Genomic DNA, 17,004 nt, shown 5'->3' on the forward strand with positions numbered 1-17,004 from the left:
GCTGATTTTTCATTCGTGTAAACACCCATTTTTATTCACCGAATTGGTGCCAAAGGCTTGGCATCGCACATGCCTGAACATGCACGCAATGAATCGATGGCGAAAAAACCGCAGTGATCCCTCACATGTTTCTATACTCAAGCCACGATGGATTGGATGCACCTGCTGTTGACCACTTTGGCGCTGCCGCGCTTTGGCCTGAGCACGGTGTTTGTGGTGTCGTTCATATCGGCCACCTTGTTGCCCATGGGCTCAGAGCCGGTGGTGTTTGGTTTGATCAAGCTCAACCCCGATTTGTTTTGGCCGACCATTTTGGTCGCCACGGCGGGCAACACCTTGGGTGGGGCGCTCGATTGGTGGATGGGCTGGGGTACACAAAAGGTGGTGGACAAGGTGCGTGGCGACAGTGCCGTGCGCTTGCGTGCCTTGGCCTGGCTACAAGCCTTGGGACCCAAAGCCTGTTTGCTCAGTTGGCTGCCGGTGATTGGCGACCCTTTGTGTGCCGTGGCTGGCTACTTGCGCATGCCTTTTTGGCCCTGCTTTTTCTACATGGCCATCGGTAAATTTATGCGCTACTTGGTGTTCACCAGTTTATTGCTGTGGGTGTTTCCACAAGACTGGGCGGCTGCGCTGTAGCTGGGGTTTTCCAGCATGGGGCGGGTGGCGGGCATCTTCTACAGTGGCTGAAAGGAACCCCGCCATGAACACACCCACCTTGGTTGAACGCCTGTCGAAGCTTTATACCGGCGCAGTGCACGATGTGCTGCGCGGCATGGGCCATGCCAATTGCGTGCTGCCCTCGCACCTGCGCCCCCTGGACCCAGCCCTCAAAGTGGCGGGTCCGGCTTGGACGGTGTCAGGCCACATCGACCACAGCATCAGCCGACATGACAGCTTGCTGGGTTGGACCACCTTGCTGTCCAAAGCGCCCAGCGGCCATGTGGTGGTGTGCCAACCGCACAACCAAGAGATCGCTTTGATGGGCGAGTTGTCGGCAGAAACCTTGAAGAACAAAGGCGTGCTGGGTTATGTGGTCGATGGGGGTTGCCGCGACACTGACTTTATTTTGGAGCTGGGCTTTCCGGTGGTGCACACGTTTTTCACGCCCTCAGACATCGTGGCGCGCTGGCAACCAGACCGCTATGGCGAGCCAGTGACCATTGGCAGCGTGACCATCCACAGCGGCGACCATGTGCTGGGCGACCGCGATGGGGTGGTGGTCATCCCCCAAGCCTTGGTGGCCGAGGTGGTGGAAAAAACCGAAGCCGTGGCCCTGACCGAAAACCAAGTGCGCGAAGCCATCCGCGGCGGCATGGACCCGGTGGAAGCTTATTTGAAGTACGGCAAGTTTTAGCCTGCGAGAGGCTGCACATCTGCGCCATCAAGAGAATGGCCGCGCTTGTCTGGCCGCGACAAGGCCAGACAGATTCAGCGTGTCAGTGGGCTCAAGATGCAGCGCGCCTGGCACCACCATCGACATGGATCACCTGGCCGGTGATATAGCGCGCCAGCGGCGACACCAAAAAGCACACCAAAGCGGCCAGGTCTTGTGGCTCGCCAATGTATCCGGCCGGCACATTGGCCGCCACCCAGGCTTGTTGGGCTTCGGGGGTGGGCAATAACTTTTGATCGACTTGCTCGGAGTGGATGCGCCCGGGCGCAATGCTGTTGACCGTGATGCCATGTGCGCCGACGTGCCGCGACAATGCCTTGGACCACAAATGCACCGCGCCATTCGGTGGCACGCCACCGTTCATGCTCATGGGTTCATCCGGGCCGGTCAAATTGATGATGCGGCCAAAGCCACGCGTTTGCATATCGGCCAGCAAGGCATGGGTGAGCTCGCGTCCTGCGTGAAAATTCAAATTCATCGCATCGTCCCATTGCGCGCGGGTTCCGATGCCGGCAAACGGGCGCGAGCCCCCGGCGTTGTTGACCAAGATGTCCAAGCCGCCCCAGCGCTGCATCACCTGCTCTCGAATTTGCATGGGGGCGTCAGGCTGGGTGATGTCACACACGATCACCAAGGGCTTGACGCCGCCATCGGCTTGAATGACTTGGGCCAAGCCATTCAACAACTCTTCACGCCGAGCCACGATGGCCAACTCGCAGCCCTCACGCGCCAACATCTGCGCCATGCAGCGCCCCAAGCCGACACTGGCCCCTGTGACCAATGCGGTTTTGCCGCTGAGTTGTAAATCCATGGTGGTACTCCCTGAGTTGCCCAACAGGGCGTTGAAACAAAGGCCAGTATGCCAAACCTTTGACGTGCACCAGTGTGGTCACCACCCCCGTCAGGCTGATCACAGTAATCACTTTGCATGCACCAGCCTGGCGTTTGTGCACCGTCTTGGACGGGTCCGTCAGTCCCACAATCCGGCACAGGTTTGCTCGCTTGACAAATCTGGTCTTCACACCAACAATCATTTGATCCCATTCATTTTCATTGACTCAGGAGCAATTGATGCAATTCAATAAGTTTTCGTTTTTGCGTTCCGCGCTGGCCGCTGTGCTGGGCCTGACTTTGGCTGCTGCCGCGATGGCTCAGCCCAAGTTTTTGCTGCGCTGGGGCCACTACTTGCCCGACGGCCCCTTCTTGCAACTTGAAAAAGATTTTGCGGCCAAAATCGAAAAGCGCACCAACGGTCAAGTCAAGATCGAGATCACTTATGCCGGTGGTCTGGGCAAAGACACCGAGTTGCTCATGCTGACTTCGCGTGGTGCCATTGACATGACGTCCACCGCCCCTGGATACAACCCCGATCAGTTGCGCTACTGGCGTGCGTTTCAAACGCCCATGCTGTTCACCTCGACCAAACAGGTGATCGACCTGCTCGAAACTGTGGTGGCAGAAATGCCCATTTACCAACAAGAGATGGACCGCATCGGCGTGGTGTGGCTGTTTCAACAACCCTTGGGCGAGTACTACCTGAGCGGTAGCAACAATGACTGCGCCAACGTTGCCACCATGCGCGGCAAAAAGGCCCGCAGCTTTGGTGCCGACATTCCCAAGGCCTTCACCGCCATTGGCGCAGTGCCCGTCACCGTGCCCCCTGTCGGCGTGTATGAAGCGCTCAAAAGCGGCAACATCGATTACTCTTTCATCAACCCTGGCAACATCCAGTCGCTCAAACTCAATGAAGTGGCCAAAACCCATTGCGGCCCTGTGATGGCCATTTCAGGCCACAACATCACCATTGGCAAGCGCACCTGGGCGCGTCTGCCACCCGACATCCAAAAAATCTTTCAAGAAGAAGCCCGCGCCACCCAGCGTGAGTACATGAATTACATTTTGGATTTCGAAGCCAAGTCCTTGGTCAACATCAAGGCCCAAGGCGGCAATGTGATCCCCGTTTCAGCGGATGAGCTCAAGAAGTGGCGTGCCGCGGCGCCCGACTTTTTGGCCGACTGGGAAAAAGCCACGGCTGCTGCAACGGGCGATGCAGAAACCCCCAAACGGGTCGCAGCTCGCTGGCGCCAAATTTTGGGCCTCTGATATCAGTGTTTTCTTGGCTGAGGCTTTCCACCGAAAGCACCATCTGAACGCTTGATTAAAACCACCCACAACTCCCAAGTTGATGGGTGGTTATTTATTTGACCCACGCTTTTGTCCAACCGGCCTGTGGCCGTGATTGACCACCCCATTTTTCAGGAATACACAACATGCAAAAAATCAGCGAATGGGTTCGTAAATTGGCACTGGTGCTGCTACTCATGGGCGCACTGGGCATGATCATCTCCATGTTTCTGGGCTTTGCCGATGTCGTGGGCACCAAGTTTTTTGGATGGCCCGTGCCCGGCACTTTGGAGATCACCGAAAGCACCATGGTGCTGATTGTGTTTGGTGCGCTGGCATTCACCCAGTCGCAGCGCGGCCACATCCGGGTGGAAATTTTTTACACCGATCGGGGCCCCCGCACCAAAGCCTTCATGGATGCGGTTACCCACTTGGTGGCAATAGCCTTCTTTGGCTTGGTGACTTGGCAGGGCTTTGATGAAGCCCTTTACAGCTTGGAAATCAGTGAAGCCACCATGGGGACCATTCGCTTCCCGCTCTTTCCAGCGCGCTTGTTGTTGGTGGTGGGATGTGCCCTGTTGCTGGTGCAACTGGGCTTGGACCTGATCCAAAATGTTCGCCACATGATCAGTGGCGAGGCGAGCGCTGAGCAACAAACCCAGACAAATTTCCAATAATCAATTCAGGACACTCTCATGCCATTACTTTCTCCTGAAACCACCGGAATCGTCGTTGTCAGCCTTTTGCTGATTTGGCTGGTCCTGGGTGCACACATTGGTGTGGCCCTGGGCCTGGCTGGCTTCTTGGGCATTTACCTGTCGGTTGGCCCTGATGCCGCGTTTGCCCAAATTGCCGCCATTCCGTTTGGCACCACCAACTCGTTTGCTTTGGCGGTGATCCCTTTGTTCATTTTGATGGGCTCTTTTGCCACGGTGTCGGGCATCACCACCGAGTTGTTTCGCATGGCCTATGTGTGGCTGGGCGCGCTGCGCGGTGGGCTGGCGATGGCCACTGTGATGTCTTCCGCCGCGTTTGGTGCGGCATCGGGCTCGACCATCGTGAATGCCGCCGTCTTCACCAAAATGGCCATGCCAGAGATGGCCCGCTTTGGCTATGACGTGCGGCTCAACGCCGGTTGCATTGCCGCCGCAGGCACCTTGGCCGCGCTCATACCGCCCAGCATCTTGATGGTGGTGTATGCCGTCATCACCGAGCAATCGATTGGCAAGCTGCTGATCGCTGGCGTGGTGCCGGGGATTCTGACCGCCATCATTTACTGCACGGGCATTTATGTGCTGGCCCGCGTGCGCCCGGACTTGGCCCCGCTGGCCAACCTGAAGTTCACCTGGGCCGACCGCTTTGAGTCTCTCAAAGGCGTGTACGGCATCATGATTTTGTTTTCCGTTGTGGTGGGCGGCATTTATGGCGGCTACTTCCCTGCCACCTACGCCGGTGCGGTGGGCGCTTTTGGGGCCTTCCTGATTGCGCTGGCCCGTCGCAAGTTGACACCGGGCTCACTCATTGGGGTGCTCAAAGAAGCGGCCGTCACCACCTCGGTGATCTTCATCATCGTGGTCGGCGGCATGTTGTTTGCCCGCTTCCTCACCTACTCGGGCCTGGTGACCACCATCTCCAGTTTCATGATCGGCTTGGGGGCCGACAAATACACTTACTTGCTTTGCTTTGTGGTGTTGTTCACCATTTTGGGCTGCTTCATTGAACCCATCGCCATCATGGTGATGACCCTGCCCGTCATGTTCCCGGTCATGAAAGAAGCCGGCTTCGACCCGATTTGGTTGGGCGTGGTGGCGGTGAAACTGGCCGAGATTGGGGTGCTGACGCCGCCGGTGGGGCTGAATGTCTTTGTGGTGAAAAGTTCGTCGCCGATACCGGTCACCCTGGGGCAAGCCTTTGCCGGGGTGACACCATTTATTTTGTTGGACTTTTTGTCCCTGGGTCTGTATGTGATCTTCCCTGAGATGATCCTTTGGCTGCCCAACCTCACGGCACCTTGACTTTTTCAAACCACAACTTCAAAGGATTTACCGATGTCGGTGCTCAAGCCTGATCAAGCCCAGTTTTCCAGCCATGTGCAAGTGCTCATCATCGGAGCGGGGGCTTGCGGAACGATTGCCGCTTTGGCCGCCAATGAACGCGGTGCAGAAGTGTTGATCTTGGAGCGTGACGCGCGCCCCATGGGCAACACCTCTTTGTCGGGCGGTCAAATTCCGGCCGCCGGAACCCGCTTGCAAAAAGCCGCTGGCCTGATGGACGACACACCCGACTTGCTGTTCCAAGACCTGGTGGCCAAAGCCCACGGCGAATGTGATTTGGAAATCGCCCGCCACATCGCCCATGCATCGGGACCGACCGTGGAATGGCTGGCCGAGCGCTACCAATTGCCCATCTCACCGGTGCTGGACTTTCAATACCCGGGCCACAGCCGCCCGCACATGCACGCCTCCCCAACCCGCTATGGCGCGGAGTTGCTGGCGGTGCTGGTGTCTGCGGTCGAGCGCGAGGGCATCCCGATTGCCACCTCGGCCCATGTGACCGACTTGTTTGCCGATGCCGATGGTCGGGTGCACGGGGTGCGGGTCAAACGGCCCGATGGCAAGACCGAAGACATGGGTTGCGATGTGCTGATCTTGGCCTGCAACGGTTTTGGCGGCAACAAAGACATGCTGCGCCAGTACATCCCCGAAGCCGTGGATTTGTTCTATGAAGGCCATGCTGGCAACCAAGGCGATGCGGTGATCTGGGGAACGGCCTTGGGGGCCTCGATCAAAGACATGGGTTCATTCCAAGGCCACGGTGCTGTGGCCACCCCGCACGCGGTTCACCTGAGTTGGCCCACGGTCACCGAAGGCGGCTTTCACGTCAACCAAGCAGGCCAGCGGTTTTCCAACGAAAACTCCGGCTACTCCGAGCAAGCCTTGCATGTGCACCGCCAAGCCGGTCAATATGCCTGGGCCATTTGGGACGAACGCGGCGAGATCCCTGCCAACAAGCAGCACAGCCACATGCAGGCCAACGAGGCCGGTGCCATCAAACGCCATGACAGCATTGCCTCTTTGGCCAAGGCCATCGGTTGTGACGAACAGGTTTTGGCAGCCACATTTGCCGACGTGGCCGCATGCGCCAGCGGTCAAAAGGCTGACGCGCTCGGGCGCGACTTCACCCACAAGCCCGCTTTGCAAGCCCCGTATTACCTGTGCAAGATCATTGGTGCGCTGACCCACACCCAAGGGGGTTTGGAAATCAACACCGACATGCGTGTGCTGCGCACCGATGGCCGTGTGTTCCCCAATTTGTTGGCCGGGGGTGGCGCCGCACGCGGGCTGTCCGGCCCTGCCGATTGGGGCTATTTGTCGGGCTCCGGCTTGCTCATGGCCACCAGCTCTGGCCGCTTGGCCGGGGAAACCGCTGCCGCTCAAGTGGGCGCCGCCAAAGGCTGACTGGCGCCATGGCACAACCGCCCCTCTCTCCCTACCTGGGTTAATAAAAATCATGGCCCGCCGTCCACTGGTTTTGTGCGAAAACATGCGGGCCGTGCCCTACGTGCCCTTTTACTTGGCATTGGCAGGCGGGTATTGGCAAAGCGAAGGCTTGGATGTGCACCATGTGGTTTCGCCCGCCACCACCAACACCCCGTTGAAGTTGCTCGACGGCAGTGCCGATGTGTCCTGGGGCGGGCCGATGCGGGTCATGATGCACCACGATGCCGACCCGCGCTGTCCCTTGGTTTGCTTTGCCCAGGTGGTGGCCAAAGACCCTTTTGTGTTGGTGGGTCGCAGCCGCAAGCGGCGTTTCCAGTGGGCTGACTTACAAGGCCTGCGCGTGGCACCGGCCGGTGACGTGCCCACCCCCTGGATGACCTTTCAAGACGACTTGCAACGTGCCGGGCTAGACCCCGCACGCATCGCCGCACACCGTGTGCGCCCGATGGCGCGCAACCTGAACGCCTATTTGCGCGGCCACGTGGATGTGGTGCAACTGTTTGAACCCTATGCGGACCAACTGGTGCAGCAAGGTCAAGGCCATGTGTGGCACCGCTTCACGCAGCGCGGTGACATTGCCTACACCACGTTTTACGCCACGCGCACCATGACCCAACGCCGCCGCGATGACTGCATGCGCTTGGTGGCTGGCATGGCGCGCGCCCAAAAAGCCTTGGCGGCATCCAGCGCAGCCGATGTGGCCAAAGCGGTGGCGCCTTTTTTGCCAACACTGGCACCAGAAGCGTTGACGCGCATCGTGCACAGCTACCGCTTGCACGGGCTGTGGGCCACCCAACCCGACTTGCCCGCAAGTGCTTTTTTGCGCCTCAAAGCGGCTTTGGTCTCAGGCGGTTTGATTCAACGCGACCCCAGCTACGTGCAGGTGGTGGACGAAGCCCTCAGCCTCAACCCTTGAATGAAGGACCTTGCCCATGCATCCCAGCACCGCTGTTCCCACCATCCACATCGGGCCTTTTTTAGACGGCGATCCACAAGCGCAAGCTCAGATTGCACATCAGGTGGCGCAAACGTGTGAGCAAACCGGTTTTTTGATCATTTCAGGTCACCGTTTTCCCAGTGGACTGTTTGAAACCGCCACCCAACAGCTGTTTGATTTTTTCGATCTGCCGCACGAGACCAAGCAGCAATGGCACCCCACAGGCGCGTCCAAGCAGCGCGGCTTTCATGGCTTTGCCACACGCGGACTGGCGCACACCTTGGGTCAAAAAACGCCACCCGATTTGCGCGAGTCTTTGTTCCTGGGCCCGATAGACGATCACCGGGCGCATTACCAACACCTGGCGCAAGCCGCCACCAGTTATGCCCCCAACCTGATCCCCAACCTGCCCACGGGTTTGGACCAAACTTTGGTGCGCTTGTACCGCGCTTATGAACGCTTGGCCGAGGACATGATGCGCTTGTTTGGGGCCGCTCTGCGCTTGCCCCCAGGGTATTTTGATGGGGTGTTGCAACGCCACTTCAGCATTTTGTCGTGCCACCACTACCCGGTTTTATCCGAGGCACCCATGCCGAATCAACTGCGCACCGGTGCACACACCGACTATGGGGCGATGACCATCTTGGCCTCCACCGATGCGCAAGGCGGCTTGGAGGTGCAAATGCCCGATGGGCAATGGCGCGCCGTTCAGGCCAAGCCAGGCGAGTTTGTGGTGAATTTGGGCGACATGATGGCGCGCTGGACCAACGACCGATGGGCCTCGACCTTGCACCGTGTGGCCAACCCGCCGGTGGGCATGGCCCAAAGCCGTCGTTTATCGATCGGTATGTTTGTGCACCCCAACTACGATCAAAGCATTGCCAGTGTGCCCACCTGTGTGGCCCCGGGTGAAACGCCCCGCTACCCGGCCATGACAGCCGGCGAGCACATCCAACGCAAGATCGAAGCCAGCCACCTCAAGGCTTGATTCAACCCAGGAGTTGTCCCAGGGCTTGACCGATCGCGGTCACCGGGCTGGCACTGTCGAGGTCTTGCAGCGTTTGCTGCAACAAGGCCACGCCCTCGGGCTTCAAAGTCAGCGCGGCATTGGCATTGAACTTGGCCAGCACGCGTGCATAACTGGGTGGGCGGGTGTGGTTGCCGTCGACATCGTCAATGCGCTGGGTGATCTTTTCGCCGGTGGTCAATTCGCAGGTGATGACCGCTTCAAAGCGCTGCGGAAAACGCGCATGGGCCAGGGGCACCCAACTGATTTTTTGCGCCAAGGCGCGCACATCTGCCGATGCACTGCGCTCAAAACTGGTCACATCCACACGCCCCTCCACCCAACGCATGGCCACGGTGATGGGCAAGCTCCAACGCGCCGCATGGCCATTCGCAGGGTTCAAAGCCCTGGACCAGGGTTCGCAAATGACTGGCGCAGCACCTTCGGGCACCTCGCACACCACCGCTTTGATCTGCGCCACTTGCACCCCGCGCTGCGCCAACAAACCTGCGGCTTCGATGAACGGGTGCAGGTAATGACAACAGGGGTGAAATTTGATGGCCGCGTCGGGCATGTGCCAACGCTGACCCAAGTCGGCCACCGATTGGGCAAACCGCTCAGCAGCGGCCGGGTCGTGGGCGAATTGGGCGAACAAGCCCCAACGGCCATCGAGCGCTGTCTCCGGCCCGGTCATGCCCGCTTTGGCCAATTGCACCGCCATCAAGCCCGAATGCGCCGCCCAACCAGGGTGCAAAGATTTGACCGACGATCCATTGCTGACAAATTCCATCACGCCGCTGGACTGGCTCAGGGCAATGCCCAGGGCAGCCACGGCTTGGTCTTCAGTCAAACCCGCCAACTCGGCACCCACCCACGCCGAGGCCATGGTGCCCGCCACGGAGCTGGCCTGAAACCCTTGTGCATGAAAGCCGCCGGGTGCGGCCAAACCCATGCGGGCCAAGGCCTCCCAACCCCGCACATAAGCGCCCAACATGGCAGCGCCAGAGCTGTTGTGCGCCTGGGCCATGGCCAAGGCTGCCGATGCCACCACCGAACTGCCATGGATGATGGACCCGGTGTGGGTGTCGTCAAACTCCAGGCTGTGCATCAAGCCGCCATTGACCAAAGCGGCATCGGCGGGTGCAGCGCCCATGGCTTGTCCGAGCACCGTGCTGGGCCCGCCCACCGCCAAACTTCGACCCAGCTCGCGATAAGGCGCGCCGACCTGGGCACTGGCCGCAGCCAAGCCCACGCCCAGTGCGTCTAAAAAATGCCAACGCGCTGCATGGCTGACCGCTGGGGGCAAGGCTTGCGTGGCACACGCGCGCAAAGCGCGCACCAATAGGCGCAATCCGCTCATGGGCGTGCGCCCCGGGTGATGTCGGCCATGGCCTCGCGCCAGCCCATGTTGGACAGGGCTGTATCGCCTTCGATCAGGCGGGCCAACCATGCCGGGGCAGCGGGCAAAACGTCGCCCATGTTTTCAGCCAACTTGGACAACAGAGTGGGTTCGTCAAAAGGTTGATCGGCGCCGCCGCGTGGACTCTCGACCGTGGCCGAGCGTTGCTCCCCGTCATGAAAAGTCCAGGTGACCCGCGCTGGGCGATCGCGTGGCGGTGGCCCAGCACCGGCATAGGCGGCCAATTTGACGCGCCGCCTCATGGCAGAAATGTCTGGGTCTTGCAAGGTGTCAAAGGTGAACGAGGCTGCACCACCGGTGCCACGCAAAGTGGTCGCAGCCACGGCATGGGGCATGGAGAATTTGGCAGCCAACACCGTGGCCGGCTCAACGGTGGACAAAGACAAACCCGCCGGCCCGGCTTCCACGCAAATTTCGGCAATGTCGGCCGTCGTGCGCTGACCGAGTTGGGCGCGCAAGCTCAAGCTGGCCTCCACGGCGGCATGCGCATAGTTGCAGCAAGCAAAAATTTTGTGATACCCATTGCTCACCGACCAGCGCTCGCCCAAGCCTGCGCTCAACTGTTCTGGCAAGCAGCGGGTGCGCAAGTTGGTGGCAAACACGTCATAAGGGGTGTGTATGCCACCGCTGATGCCCACCTGGGCCCAGTCAGCGGCGCGCATGCCCACCCATGCGCCAGCCGAAGTCCACGCATTGCGCACCAAAGAGCCCTCCACAGCGGTGTCAAATGGGCCGGCAAAGGTCATCGAGGCGGCACCGGTCACGCAGTCTTGCAAGCGCTGCGCATCGTGCCCACGCACCAAAGACACGGCCACCGCCGCGCCGATGGTGGCAAATGCGGCATGCGGGTGCACGTAAAAACTGGGGAAGGGGTAGGCCAGGGCAAATCGGGTGGTCACCTCATAGGCCACGGCCACCGCCCTGAGCACTTGTTCGACACTGGCATTGCAAGCCTGGGCTTCGGCCAACAAAGCCGGCAAGGTGTAGGCCCCACCGTGGCAGGCCGCATTGCGAAAACCTTCGTCGAGTTCGCACCAGGTGATGGCCATGCCATTGGCGCAGGCAGCGGCATAGCGGTCCACACTTGCCGCACCCGGGGCCAACACAGTGGCCTCTTGTGCCGATGAACTGTTGCGCACAAACGCTTCACAGGCTTGGACCACTTGCGGCTCGAGCGAGCCGGCCACCATGGCACCCATGTCATCGGCCAAGATGGTTGCTGCCCGTCGGCGAATGGTGGCGGGCAAGGGCGTGGCACAGGCTGTGGCGGCCCATGCAAACAAAGTTTGAGTGTGTTGAGCGGCGTTTTGGCGCTCGTGAAGTGCGGGGGTTTGTGTCATGCGAACTCCGATGATGACCCCATGGTACAGTGACTTTCAAGGGCTGATGGATGGCTTTCAGATGCACTTTGGGGCACCAAACCATCCGTTCGAAAATTGATCCGTAACGCAGGAGATTGCGCATGAAACGGGGCTACGCCAGCACGCCAGAAGGGCAAATTCATTTCTACAACCATGGGCGTGGTCAGCCCTTGTTGATGCTGCACGAAACACCACGCTCGGCCTGGAGCTTCGCCCCCTTGATGCGCAAATTGGACAAGCAATTCAACTGTTTTGCCCCTGACACTTTGGGCTTTGGCATGTCCGACGCCCCCGCCCCGGGCACCCGCATGGAAGATTTGGCGCGCAGCATGATTCACTTCATGGACGATGTGGGGATCGAGCGGGCCCATGTGCTGGGCTTTCACACCGGCAACAAAATCGCATCGGCCATGGCCGCGGCCTATCCGAAACGCATCCACAAAGCCGTGCTGATCGGCATGACCCACAGCCTGGTGGTGTCGCGCAAAGACCGCAATGCCGCCATCATGGAAGTGGTGCGCAAACACATGGGCACCTACCAAGCCAATCCGGACGGGTCGCACCTGCTGCGCAACTGGGCGGCCGACTTCAGTGGCTTGGCCCAGGTGTGGTGGAACCCGGCCATCATGACCGGTAGGCGCATCACGCCCGAAGCCTTGCGCGGACAAGAGGCGCGCATGATCGAAATGGTTCAATGCCGCCAGCACATTGCCCAGGTCTACAGCATGAATTTTGACTTCGACTTCACGGCCACCTTGCGCCGCATCAAAGCCCCCACCCAGGTCATTGAGTGCTGTGTGCCGCAAGAGGCCCACTTGGGTGCGCAAGGGCCCAAGATGATGAAGTTGCTCAAACACGGCGAATTGGTCACGCTGCAAAACGCAGGCTTTGATGCCACCGAAGCCTTTGCCAGCGACATTTCGCGCCACGCGAGTCGGTTTTTTCTTCAGCCCTGAAAGGTCATCATGCGCATTTGGCACCAAAGCTTCACCGACCTGACGGTCATGCCCTTGTATAGAAAAACACTGACCGAACATGCGGCCAAGGTCATGGGCTCAGACGCCAGCGTGATGATCCATGGCTTGCGGCCGGGAACCTATGCCCCCGGGTGCGCACCCATCGACGCCATCAAACACCGTTATGTGGCAGCGGCCTTGGAGATGCAAATTTGTGATGCCGCCATGGTGGCCCAAAACGAGGGCTATGACGCGGTGGCCATTGGCTGCTTTTTCGACCCGGCTTTGCGTGCGGCGCGTTCCTTGGTCAACATCCCGGTGTTGGGCTTGGGCGAAACCTGTGCGCTGGTGGCCTGTTCCTTGGGCCGCAAATTTGGCTTGGTCACCTTGTGCGCCGACCAGTCAGATGATTACTCTGACCTGATGCATGCCTATGGTTTGGAGCGGCGCTTTGCGGGCGCCGTTGCGTTAGAGCCAGCGATTGATGAGTTTTCTTTGGAAGCCGACGAAGCGTTGGCGCAAGCCATCGAAGCGCGTTTTGACGCCGCGTGCGCCCACATGATTGCCCAGGGCGCAGACATCATCATTCCGGCCGACGGGGTGCTCAACGAATTTTTGGTGCGCCGGGGCCGCTTGCAAGCCCAAGGGGATGTGCCGGTGATGGACAGCTTGGGTGTGCTGTTTCAACACGCGGCCTTTTTTGCGCGCATTGCCCACACCACCGGTGCGGGCGTGAGCCGCCACCAAATGTATTTGCAACCCAGTGCCGCCATGGTGGCGCATGTGCGCCAGTTTTCGGGCCAGCCAGCGTTGAGCCACAACTTTTCTGGCGACCGCTGAACCGGTGCCCACAGGGCACCAGGGCTCGGGCCCGGACGCAAGCTCAGGGCAGCAGCACCACTTTGCCAAACACATCCCGCGCGCCCATGATGCGATGCGCTTGGGCGGCCTGGGCCAGGGGCAAGGCCGCGTGAATGACCGGCTTGAAGCGGCCTTGCGCCACCAAGTCCATCACCAGGTTGAGTTCGGCAAAGTTGGCGTTTCGCGAGCCGATCAATTGCAATTGCCGGCGAAAAAATGGAATGATGTCCAGCGCCACCACCTCGCCCGCATGGGCGCCCACGGTGACGATTTTTCCATCGGTCTTGAGGCTGGACAGGCTTTGGGTGAACACCTCACCGCCGATGTGCTCCATCACCAGGTCCACACCCTTGCCCTGTGTCAGCGCCAGCACTTGTTCTGAAAAATGCGGGTGCTCGGTGTAATTGATCAGGTGGTCGGCCCCCAAATCTTTGGCACGGGCCAGTTTGCTGTCGCTGCCAGCGGTGGCCAGCACCGTGGCACCCGCGTACTTGGCCACTTGCACGGCCGCGCTGCCAATGCCTGAGCCTGCGGCTTGGATGAGCACCGTTTGTCCCGCTTGCAAGCCGCCGCGGTTGATCAACACATGCCAGGCCGTGCCAAACGCAATTTGGCTGGCAGCTGCTTGCTCAAAACCCATTTGCGGTTGCAAAGCGCGCAAAGACACCACCGGCACTTTGACATATTGCGCGTAGCCTCCCGGCAAACCCATGCCGAAGAAATGCCCATGCGCACACAGGTTGTCTCTCCCGGTCCAACAAAACTCGCACTGACCACAGGCCAAGCGACTGGCCACCCACACCCGGTCGCCCTCTTTGAAAGCACCACCAGCGCTGCCCAAGGCGGCCACTTCTCCAGCAAACTCGCGCCCCAAGATGTGCGGAAATTGAATCGGCACGCGGGCGGTACCGGCGCGCACATCCAAATCCACGTGGTTGACGCCCGTGGCACGCACCCGCACCAAGGCCTCGCCAGGGCCGGGGATGGGGGACTGCGTTTCTTCCAACACCATCTCTTCAGGTTCGCCAAAGCGGTGGAACCATGCAACCTGCATCTTCATGGGTGAATGCCTTTCAAAGCTGTGGACGGCGAAGCAGCGATGGGGTTTGGGCCATGAAGTGATTCGCCAATCGCAACAACAAACCCTCTTGAAACGGGTGCCCCACCAACTGAAAGCCCCAAGGCAAACCCGCTGGGCAAAAGCCCGCCGGAATTTGAACCACGGGCAAGCCCAATAAATTGAAGGGCCGGGTGTACATGGTGATGCGGCCGATCAAGGCGCGCACCGCTTCCCCACTGCGATCCACATCCGAATCTGCGATGGTGGGCAAGGCATAGGGCATGCAAGGCAGGATCAGCACATCGATGCCCCGCATGGTGGTGTCCATGAAACTTCGGCTGAGTTGCGTGCGCCAGCGCAAAGCGTCGATGTATTGGGTGGCGGGAATCAAAAACCCGGCCTCGGTGCGCGAGCGAAACAAGGGCGTGTAGTCTTGCGGGCGCTCGCGCAACCAAGGCCCGTGGATGCTGGCCGCCTCAGACTTGATGATGGTCTCGGCGCAGCGAAACAAAGGCGTCATGTCTTCGATGGCCGCCGCCTGAGATTGCGTTCCGCAATCGCGTAACACGTCCAGAGCGGCCTCGAGCATGGCTTGCACGCCGGGCTCGACCCCGCACAAGGCACTGACATCGGGCACGCCCACACGCACCCCGCGCACCGACGCCCCCAAGCCCGCTTCGTCATCGGGCACCGGTTGGTCGATGGATGTGGCGTCCAGCGGATCGTGGCCCGAAATTAAGCGCATCAAACGCGCTGCGTCCACAGCCGAGCGCGCCAGCACACCCACATGATCGAGCGACCATGCGCGCGGCATCACCCCATAGCGGCTGACCCGGCCATAGGTGGGCTTGAGCCCCAACACCCCATTGGCCGAAGCAGGCATGCGAATCGATCCACCCGTGTCGGTGCCCAGCGCACCAAACACCAAGCCAGCCCCCACCGCCACGCCCGAACCGCTGGAGGAACCGCCAGCAATGTGGTCGGGGTGGAAAGCGCTGGCGCAGTGCCCGTGGTGGATGTTGTGCCCGGTGGGCCCGCCGGCAAACTCCGACATGTTGAGGGTGCCCAAGTCCAAGGCACCCGCCGCATCCAAGCGGGTCAAGCAAGTGGCCGTGGTGTCAGCGCGCCAATCGCGGCGGATCAAACTGCCGCAGGTGGACACCTGGCCACTGCGGTAAAACAAATCTTTGTGGGCCAAGGGCACCCCATGCAAAGGGCCCGGTTGGAACGAGTGTTGGGCCAATTGGGCATCGGCCCGGCGCGCTGCGGCCACAGCAGCTTCTTCATCGATGCGAATGAAGGCTTTGCGCGAGGGCTGCCACTGCGCGATGCGCTGCAAACAGGTTTGGGTGACTTCCAGGGAAGAGAGTTTTCGCTGGGCAATGGCCTGCGCCACGTCGGTCAAGCCCATGAAGGCGATGTCGGTGTCAGCCACCTGTGGGCCCCGATTGGAGCCAAGCCGCATAAGCACTGGGCTCGTCATCAAACCGCAGCTGCGCAGCACCCGCCTGTACCGAGGCGTTGAGTTGCGAAAACTCGGCGGTCAACTCATGTGCGCGTTGGGCGGCAACGGGGTAACGTGCCCAGCGCTTCAAGCTGTGTGACAAGGCATCCACATCGGCTTGCACATCGTTTTGAGAAACAGTTGACACAGGGGAAACAGAATTCATCGGCATAATGGTTTGATGGCCCTCAGCGTTGAGGAACCTATTGTGCACAACATCCACTTTTACCCAGGTCAGCCCATGCAAATCGACATCAATGCTTTGTCCCATGACATCCAGTACAAACTCATCTCCTCCACCGTGGTGCCACGCCCGATTGCGCTGATCAGCACCTATGGGGAAGAAACCGGGGACAACGCCGCGCCCTTTAGTTTTTTCAACGCCATGGGAGAGAACCCACCCGTGCTGGTGGTGGGCTTGGAAACGCGCCGCCATGACAAGTCGCTCAAAGACACCACGATCAACATCATGAAAAACGGCCAGTTCGTCATTCATTTGGTCGACGAAGGCTTGGGCGAAGCGATGAACATTTGCGCGGTGGACTTTCCACCCACCGTCAGCGAGACCGACATGGCTGGCCTGACCATGGTGCCCTCCACCTTGATCAAACCCAAACGCATCCAAGAAGCCCCGGTGGCCTTTGAGTGCGAAAAAATCACCTTTTTACAAATCAGCCCAGACCGCCACATCGTGGTGGGCAAGGTGGTGATGATGCATGTGCGCGATGGTTTGTTTGACCCCGCGACCTATTACATCGACCCAGAGAAATACCACCCGATTGGGCGCATGTTTGGGCAGCTCTACACCCGCACCCGCGACCATTTCAAAATGACCGTTCCCTCTTACGAGGACTGGCAAAAAACCCACCCGAAGTGAAATCT

At 59.8% G+C, this 17,004-nt stretch carries 17 protein-coding genes; 11 read left to right on the forward strand and 6 right to left on the reverse strand.

The features are described from left to right. Positions 1 to 156: 156 nt before the first annotated feature. Positions 157 to 636 carry a YqaA family protein gene (locus AC8GFZ_RS06015; protein WP_506644250.1) on the forward strand — a complete coding sequence of 160 codons (480 nt, stop codon included), beginning with the start codon at positions 157 to 159 and terminating at the stop codon, positions 634 to 636. Between the two features lie 64 nt (positions 637 to 700). After that, complete coding sequence (locus AC8GFZ_RS06020) at positions 701 to 1,354, forward strand: RraA family protein (protein ID WP_506643323.1); 654 nt, start codon at positions 701 to 703, stop codon at positions 1,352 to 1,354. 91 nt (positions 1,355 to 1,445) lie between these two features. Here the strand turns inward: AC8GFZ_RS06020 and AC8GFZ_RS06025 are convergent, their stop codons facing one another. Beyond that, positions 1,446 to 2,204, reverse strand: coding sequence for an SDR family NAD(P)-dependent oxidoreductase (locus AC8GFZ_RS06025; protein WP_506643325.1), 759 nt, complete (start codon positions 2,202 to 2,204; stop codon positions 1,446 to 1,448). A 260-nt stretch (positions 2,205 to 2,464) separates the two neighbouring features. On the opposite strand from AC8GFZ_RS06025, the gene AC8GFZ_RS06030 reads away from it, so the two are divergent. The 6 genes from AC8GFZ_RS06030 to AC8GFZ_RS06055 all read left to right on the forward strand — a co-directional run bounded on the left by AC8GFZ_RS06030 (position 2,465) and on the right by AC8GFZ_RS06055 (position 8,942). Then, positions 2,465 to 3,496, forward strand: a complete 1,032-nt coding sequence (locus tag AC8GFZ_RS06030) for a TRAP transporter substrate-binding protein (RefSeq protein WP_506643327.1) — start codon at positions 2,465 to 2,467, stop codon at positions 3,494 to 3,496. 167 nt (positions 3,497 to 3,663) lie between these two features. Beyond that, positions 3,664 to 4,194: a TRAP transporter small permease subunit gene (locus AC8GFZ_RS06035; RefSeq protein ID WP_506643329.1), complete on the forward strand. Its 531-nt coding sequence runs from the start codon at positions 3,664 to 3,666 to the stop codon at positions 4,192 to 4,194. Positions 4,195 to 4,212: 18 nt separating this feature from the next. Beyond that, complete coding sequence (locus tag AC8GFZ_RS06040; RefSeq protein WP_506643331.1) at positions 4,213 to 5,532, forward strand: TRAP transporter large permease; 1,320 nt, start codon at positions 4,213 to 4,215, stop codon at positions 5,530 to 5,532. A gap of 33 nt (positions 5,533 to 5,565) precedes the next feature. Beyond that, positions 5,566 to 6,975: an FAD-dependent oxidoreductase gene (locus tag AC8GFZ_RS06045; protein WP_506643333.1), complete on the forward strand. Its 1,410-nt coding sequence runs from the start codon at positions 5,566 to 5,568 to the stop codon at positions 6,973 to 6,975. 52 nt (positions 6,976 to 7,027) lie between these two features. Further along, complete coding sequence (locus AC8GFZ_RS06050) at positions 7,028 to 7,933, forward strand: ABC transporter substrate-binding protein (RefSeq protein WP_506643335.1); 906 nt, start codon at positions 7,028 to 7,030, stop codon at positions 7,931 to 7,933. A 16-nt stretch (positions 7,934 to 7,949) separates the two neighbouring features. Next, entirely contained in the window at positions 7,950 to 8,942 is a 993-nt protein-coding gene (locus tag AC8GFZ_RS06055) for an isopenicillin N synthase family dioxygenase (RefSeq protein ID WP_506643337.1), read from the forward strand. A gap of 1 nt (position 8,943) precedes the next feature. On the opposite strand, the gene AC8GFZ_RS06060 is transcribed toward AC8GFZ_RS06055, so the two are convergent. Then, positions 8,944 to 10,320, reverse strand: a complete 1,377-nt coding sequence (locus AC8GFZ_RS06060) for an MmgE/PrpD family protein (protein ID WP_506643339.1) — start codon at positions 10,318 to 10,320, stop codon at positions 8,944 to 8,946. After that, on the reverse strand, positions 10,317 to 11,720 hold the full coding sequence (locus AC8GFZ_RS06065) for an MmgE/PrpD family protein (protein ID WP_506643341.1): 1,404 nt from the start codon (positions 11,718 to 11,720) through the stop codon (positions 10,317 to 10,319). The genes AC8GFZ_RS06060 and AC8GFZ_RS06065 overlap by 4 nt, the downstream gene beginning before the upstream one ends. A gap of 122 nt (positions 11,721 to 11,842) precedes the next feature. Between AC8GFZ_RS06065 and AC8GFZ_RS06070 the strand changes: the two genes are divergently transcribed. Then, the gene (locus AC8GFZ_RS06070) at positions 11,843 to 12,697 is read left to right on the forward strand and encodes an alpha/beta fold hydrolase (protein WP_506643344.1); all 855 of its coding nucleotides are present in this window, start codon (positions 11,843 to 11,845) and stop codon (positions 12,695 to 12,697) included. Positions 12,698 to 12,706: 9 nt separating this feature from the next. Beyond that, positions 12,707 to 13,537 carry an aspartate/glutamate racemase family protein gene (locus AC8GFZ_RS06075; protein WP_506643346.1) on the forward strand — a complete coding sequence of 277 codons (831 nt, stop codon included), beginning with the start codon at positions 12,707 to 12,709 and terminating at the stop codon, positions 13,535 to 13,537. Positions 13,538 to 13,580: 43 nt separating this feature from the next. Here the strand turns inward: AC8GFZ_RS06075 and AC8GFZ_RS06080 are convergent, their stop codons facing one another. Genes AC8GFZ_RS06080 through AC8GFZ_RS06090 form a run of 3 tightly spaced genes read right to left on the reverse strand, consistent with a single transcriptional unit; the run spans position 13,581 to position 16,288 of the window. Next, positions 13,581 to 14,618, reverse strand: a complete 1,038-nt coding sequence (locus AC8GFZ_RS06080; protein WP_506643348.1) for a zinc-binding dehydrogenase — start codon at positions 14,616 to 14,618, stop codon at positions 13,581 to 13,583. Between the two features lie 13 nt (positions 14,619 to 14,631). After that, positions 14,632 to 16,053: an amidase gene (locus AC8GFZ_RS06085; RefSeq protein WP_506643349.1), complete on the reverse strand. Its 1,422-nt coding sequence runs from the start codon at positions 16,051 to 16,053 to the stop codon at positions 14,632 to 14,634. Next, positions 16,046 to 16,288 carry a hypothetical protein gene (locus tag AC8GFZ_RS06090; RefSeq protein WP_506643351.1) on the reverse strand — a complete coding sequence of 81 codons (243 nt, stop codon included), beginning with the start codon at positions 16,286 to 16,288 and terminating at the stop codon, positions 16,046 to 16,048. Before AC8GFZ_RS06090 ends, AC8GFZ_RS06085 begins: the two co-directional genes overlap by 8 nt. A gap of 42 nt (positions 16,289 to 16,330) precedes the next feature. Here AC8GFZ_RS06090 and AC8GFZ_RS06095 point away from each other — a divergent pair, with 42 nt between their 5' ends. Next, a complete protein-coding gene (locus AC8GFZ_RS06095) occupies positions 16,331 to 16,999 on the forward strand; it encodes a flavin reductase family protein (protein ID WP_506643353.1) in 669 nt (222 codons plus the stop codon). Positions 17,000 to 17,004 lie beyond the last annotated feature (5 nt).

The sequence above is a fragment of the Limnohabitans rimovensis (SeqCode) genome (assembly GCF_965234775.1).
GTDB classification, from domain to species: Bacteria; Pseudomonadota; Gammaproteobacteria; order Burkholderiales; family Burkholderiaceae_C; genus Limnohabitans; species Limnohabitans rimovensis.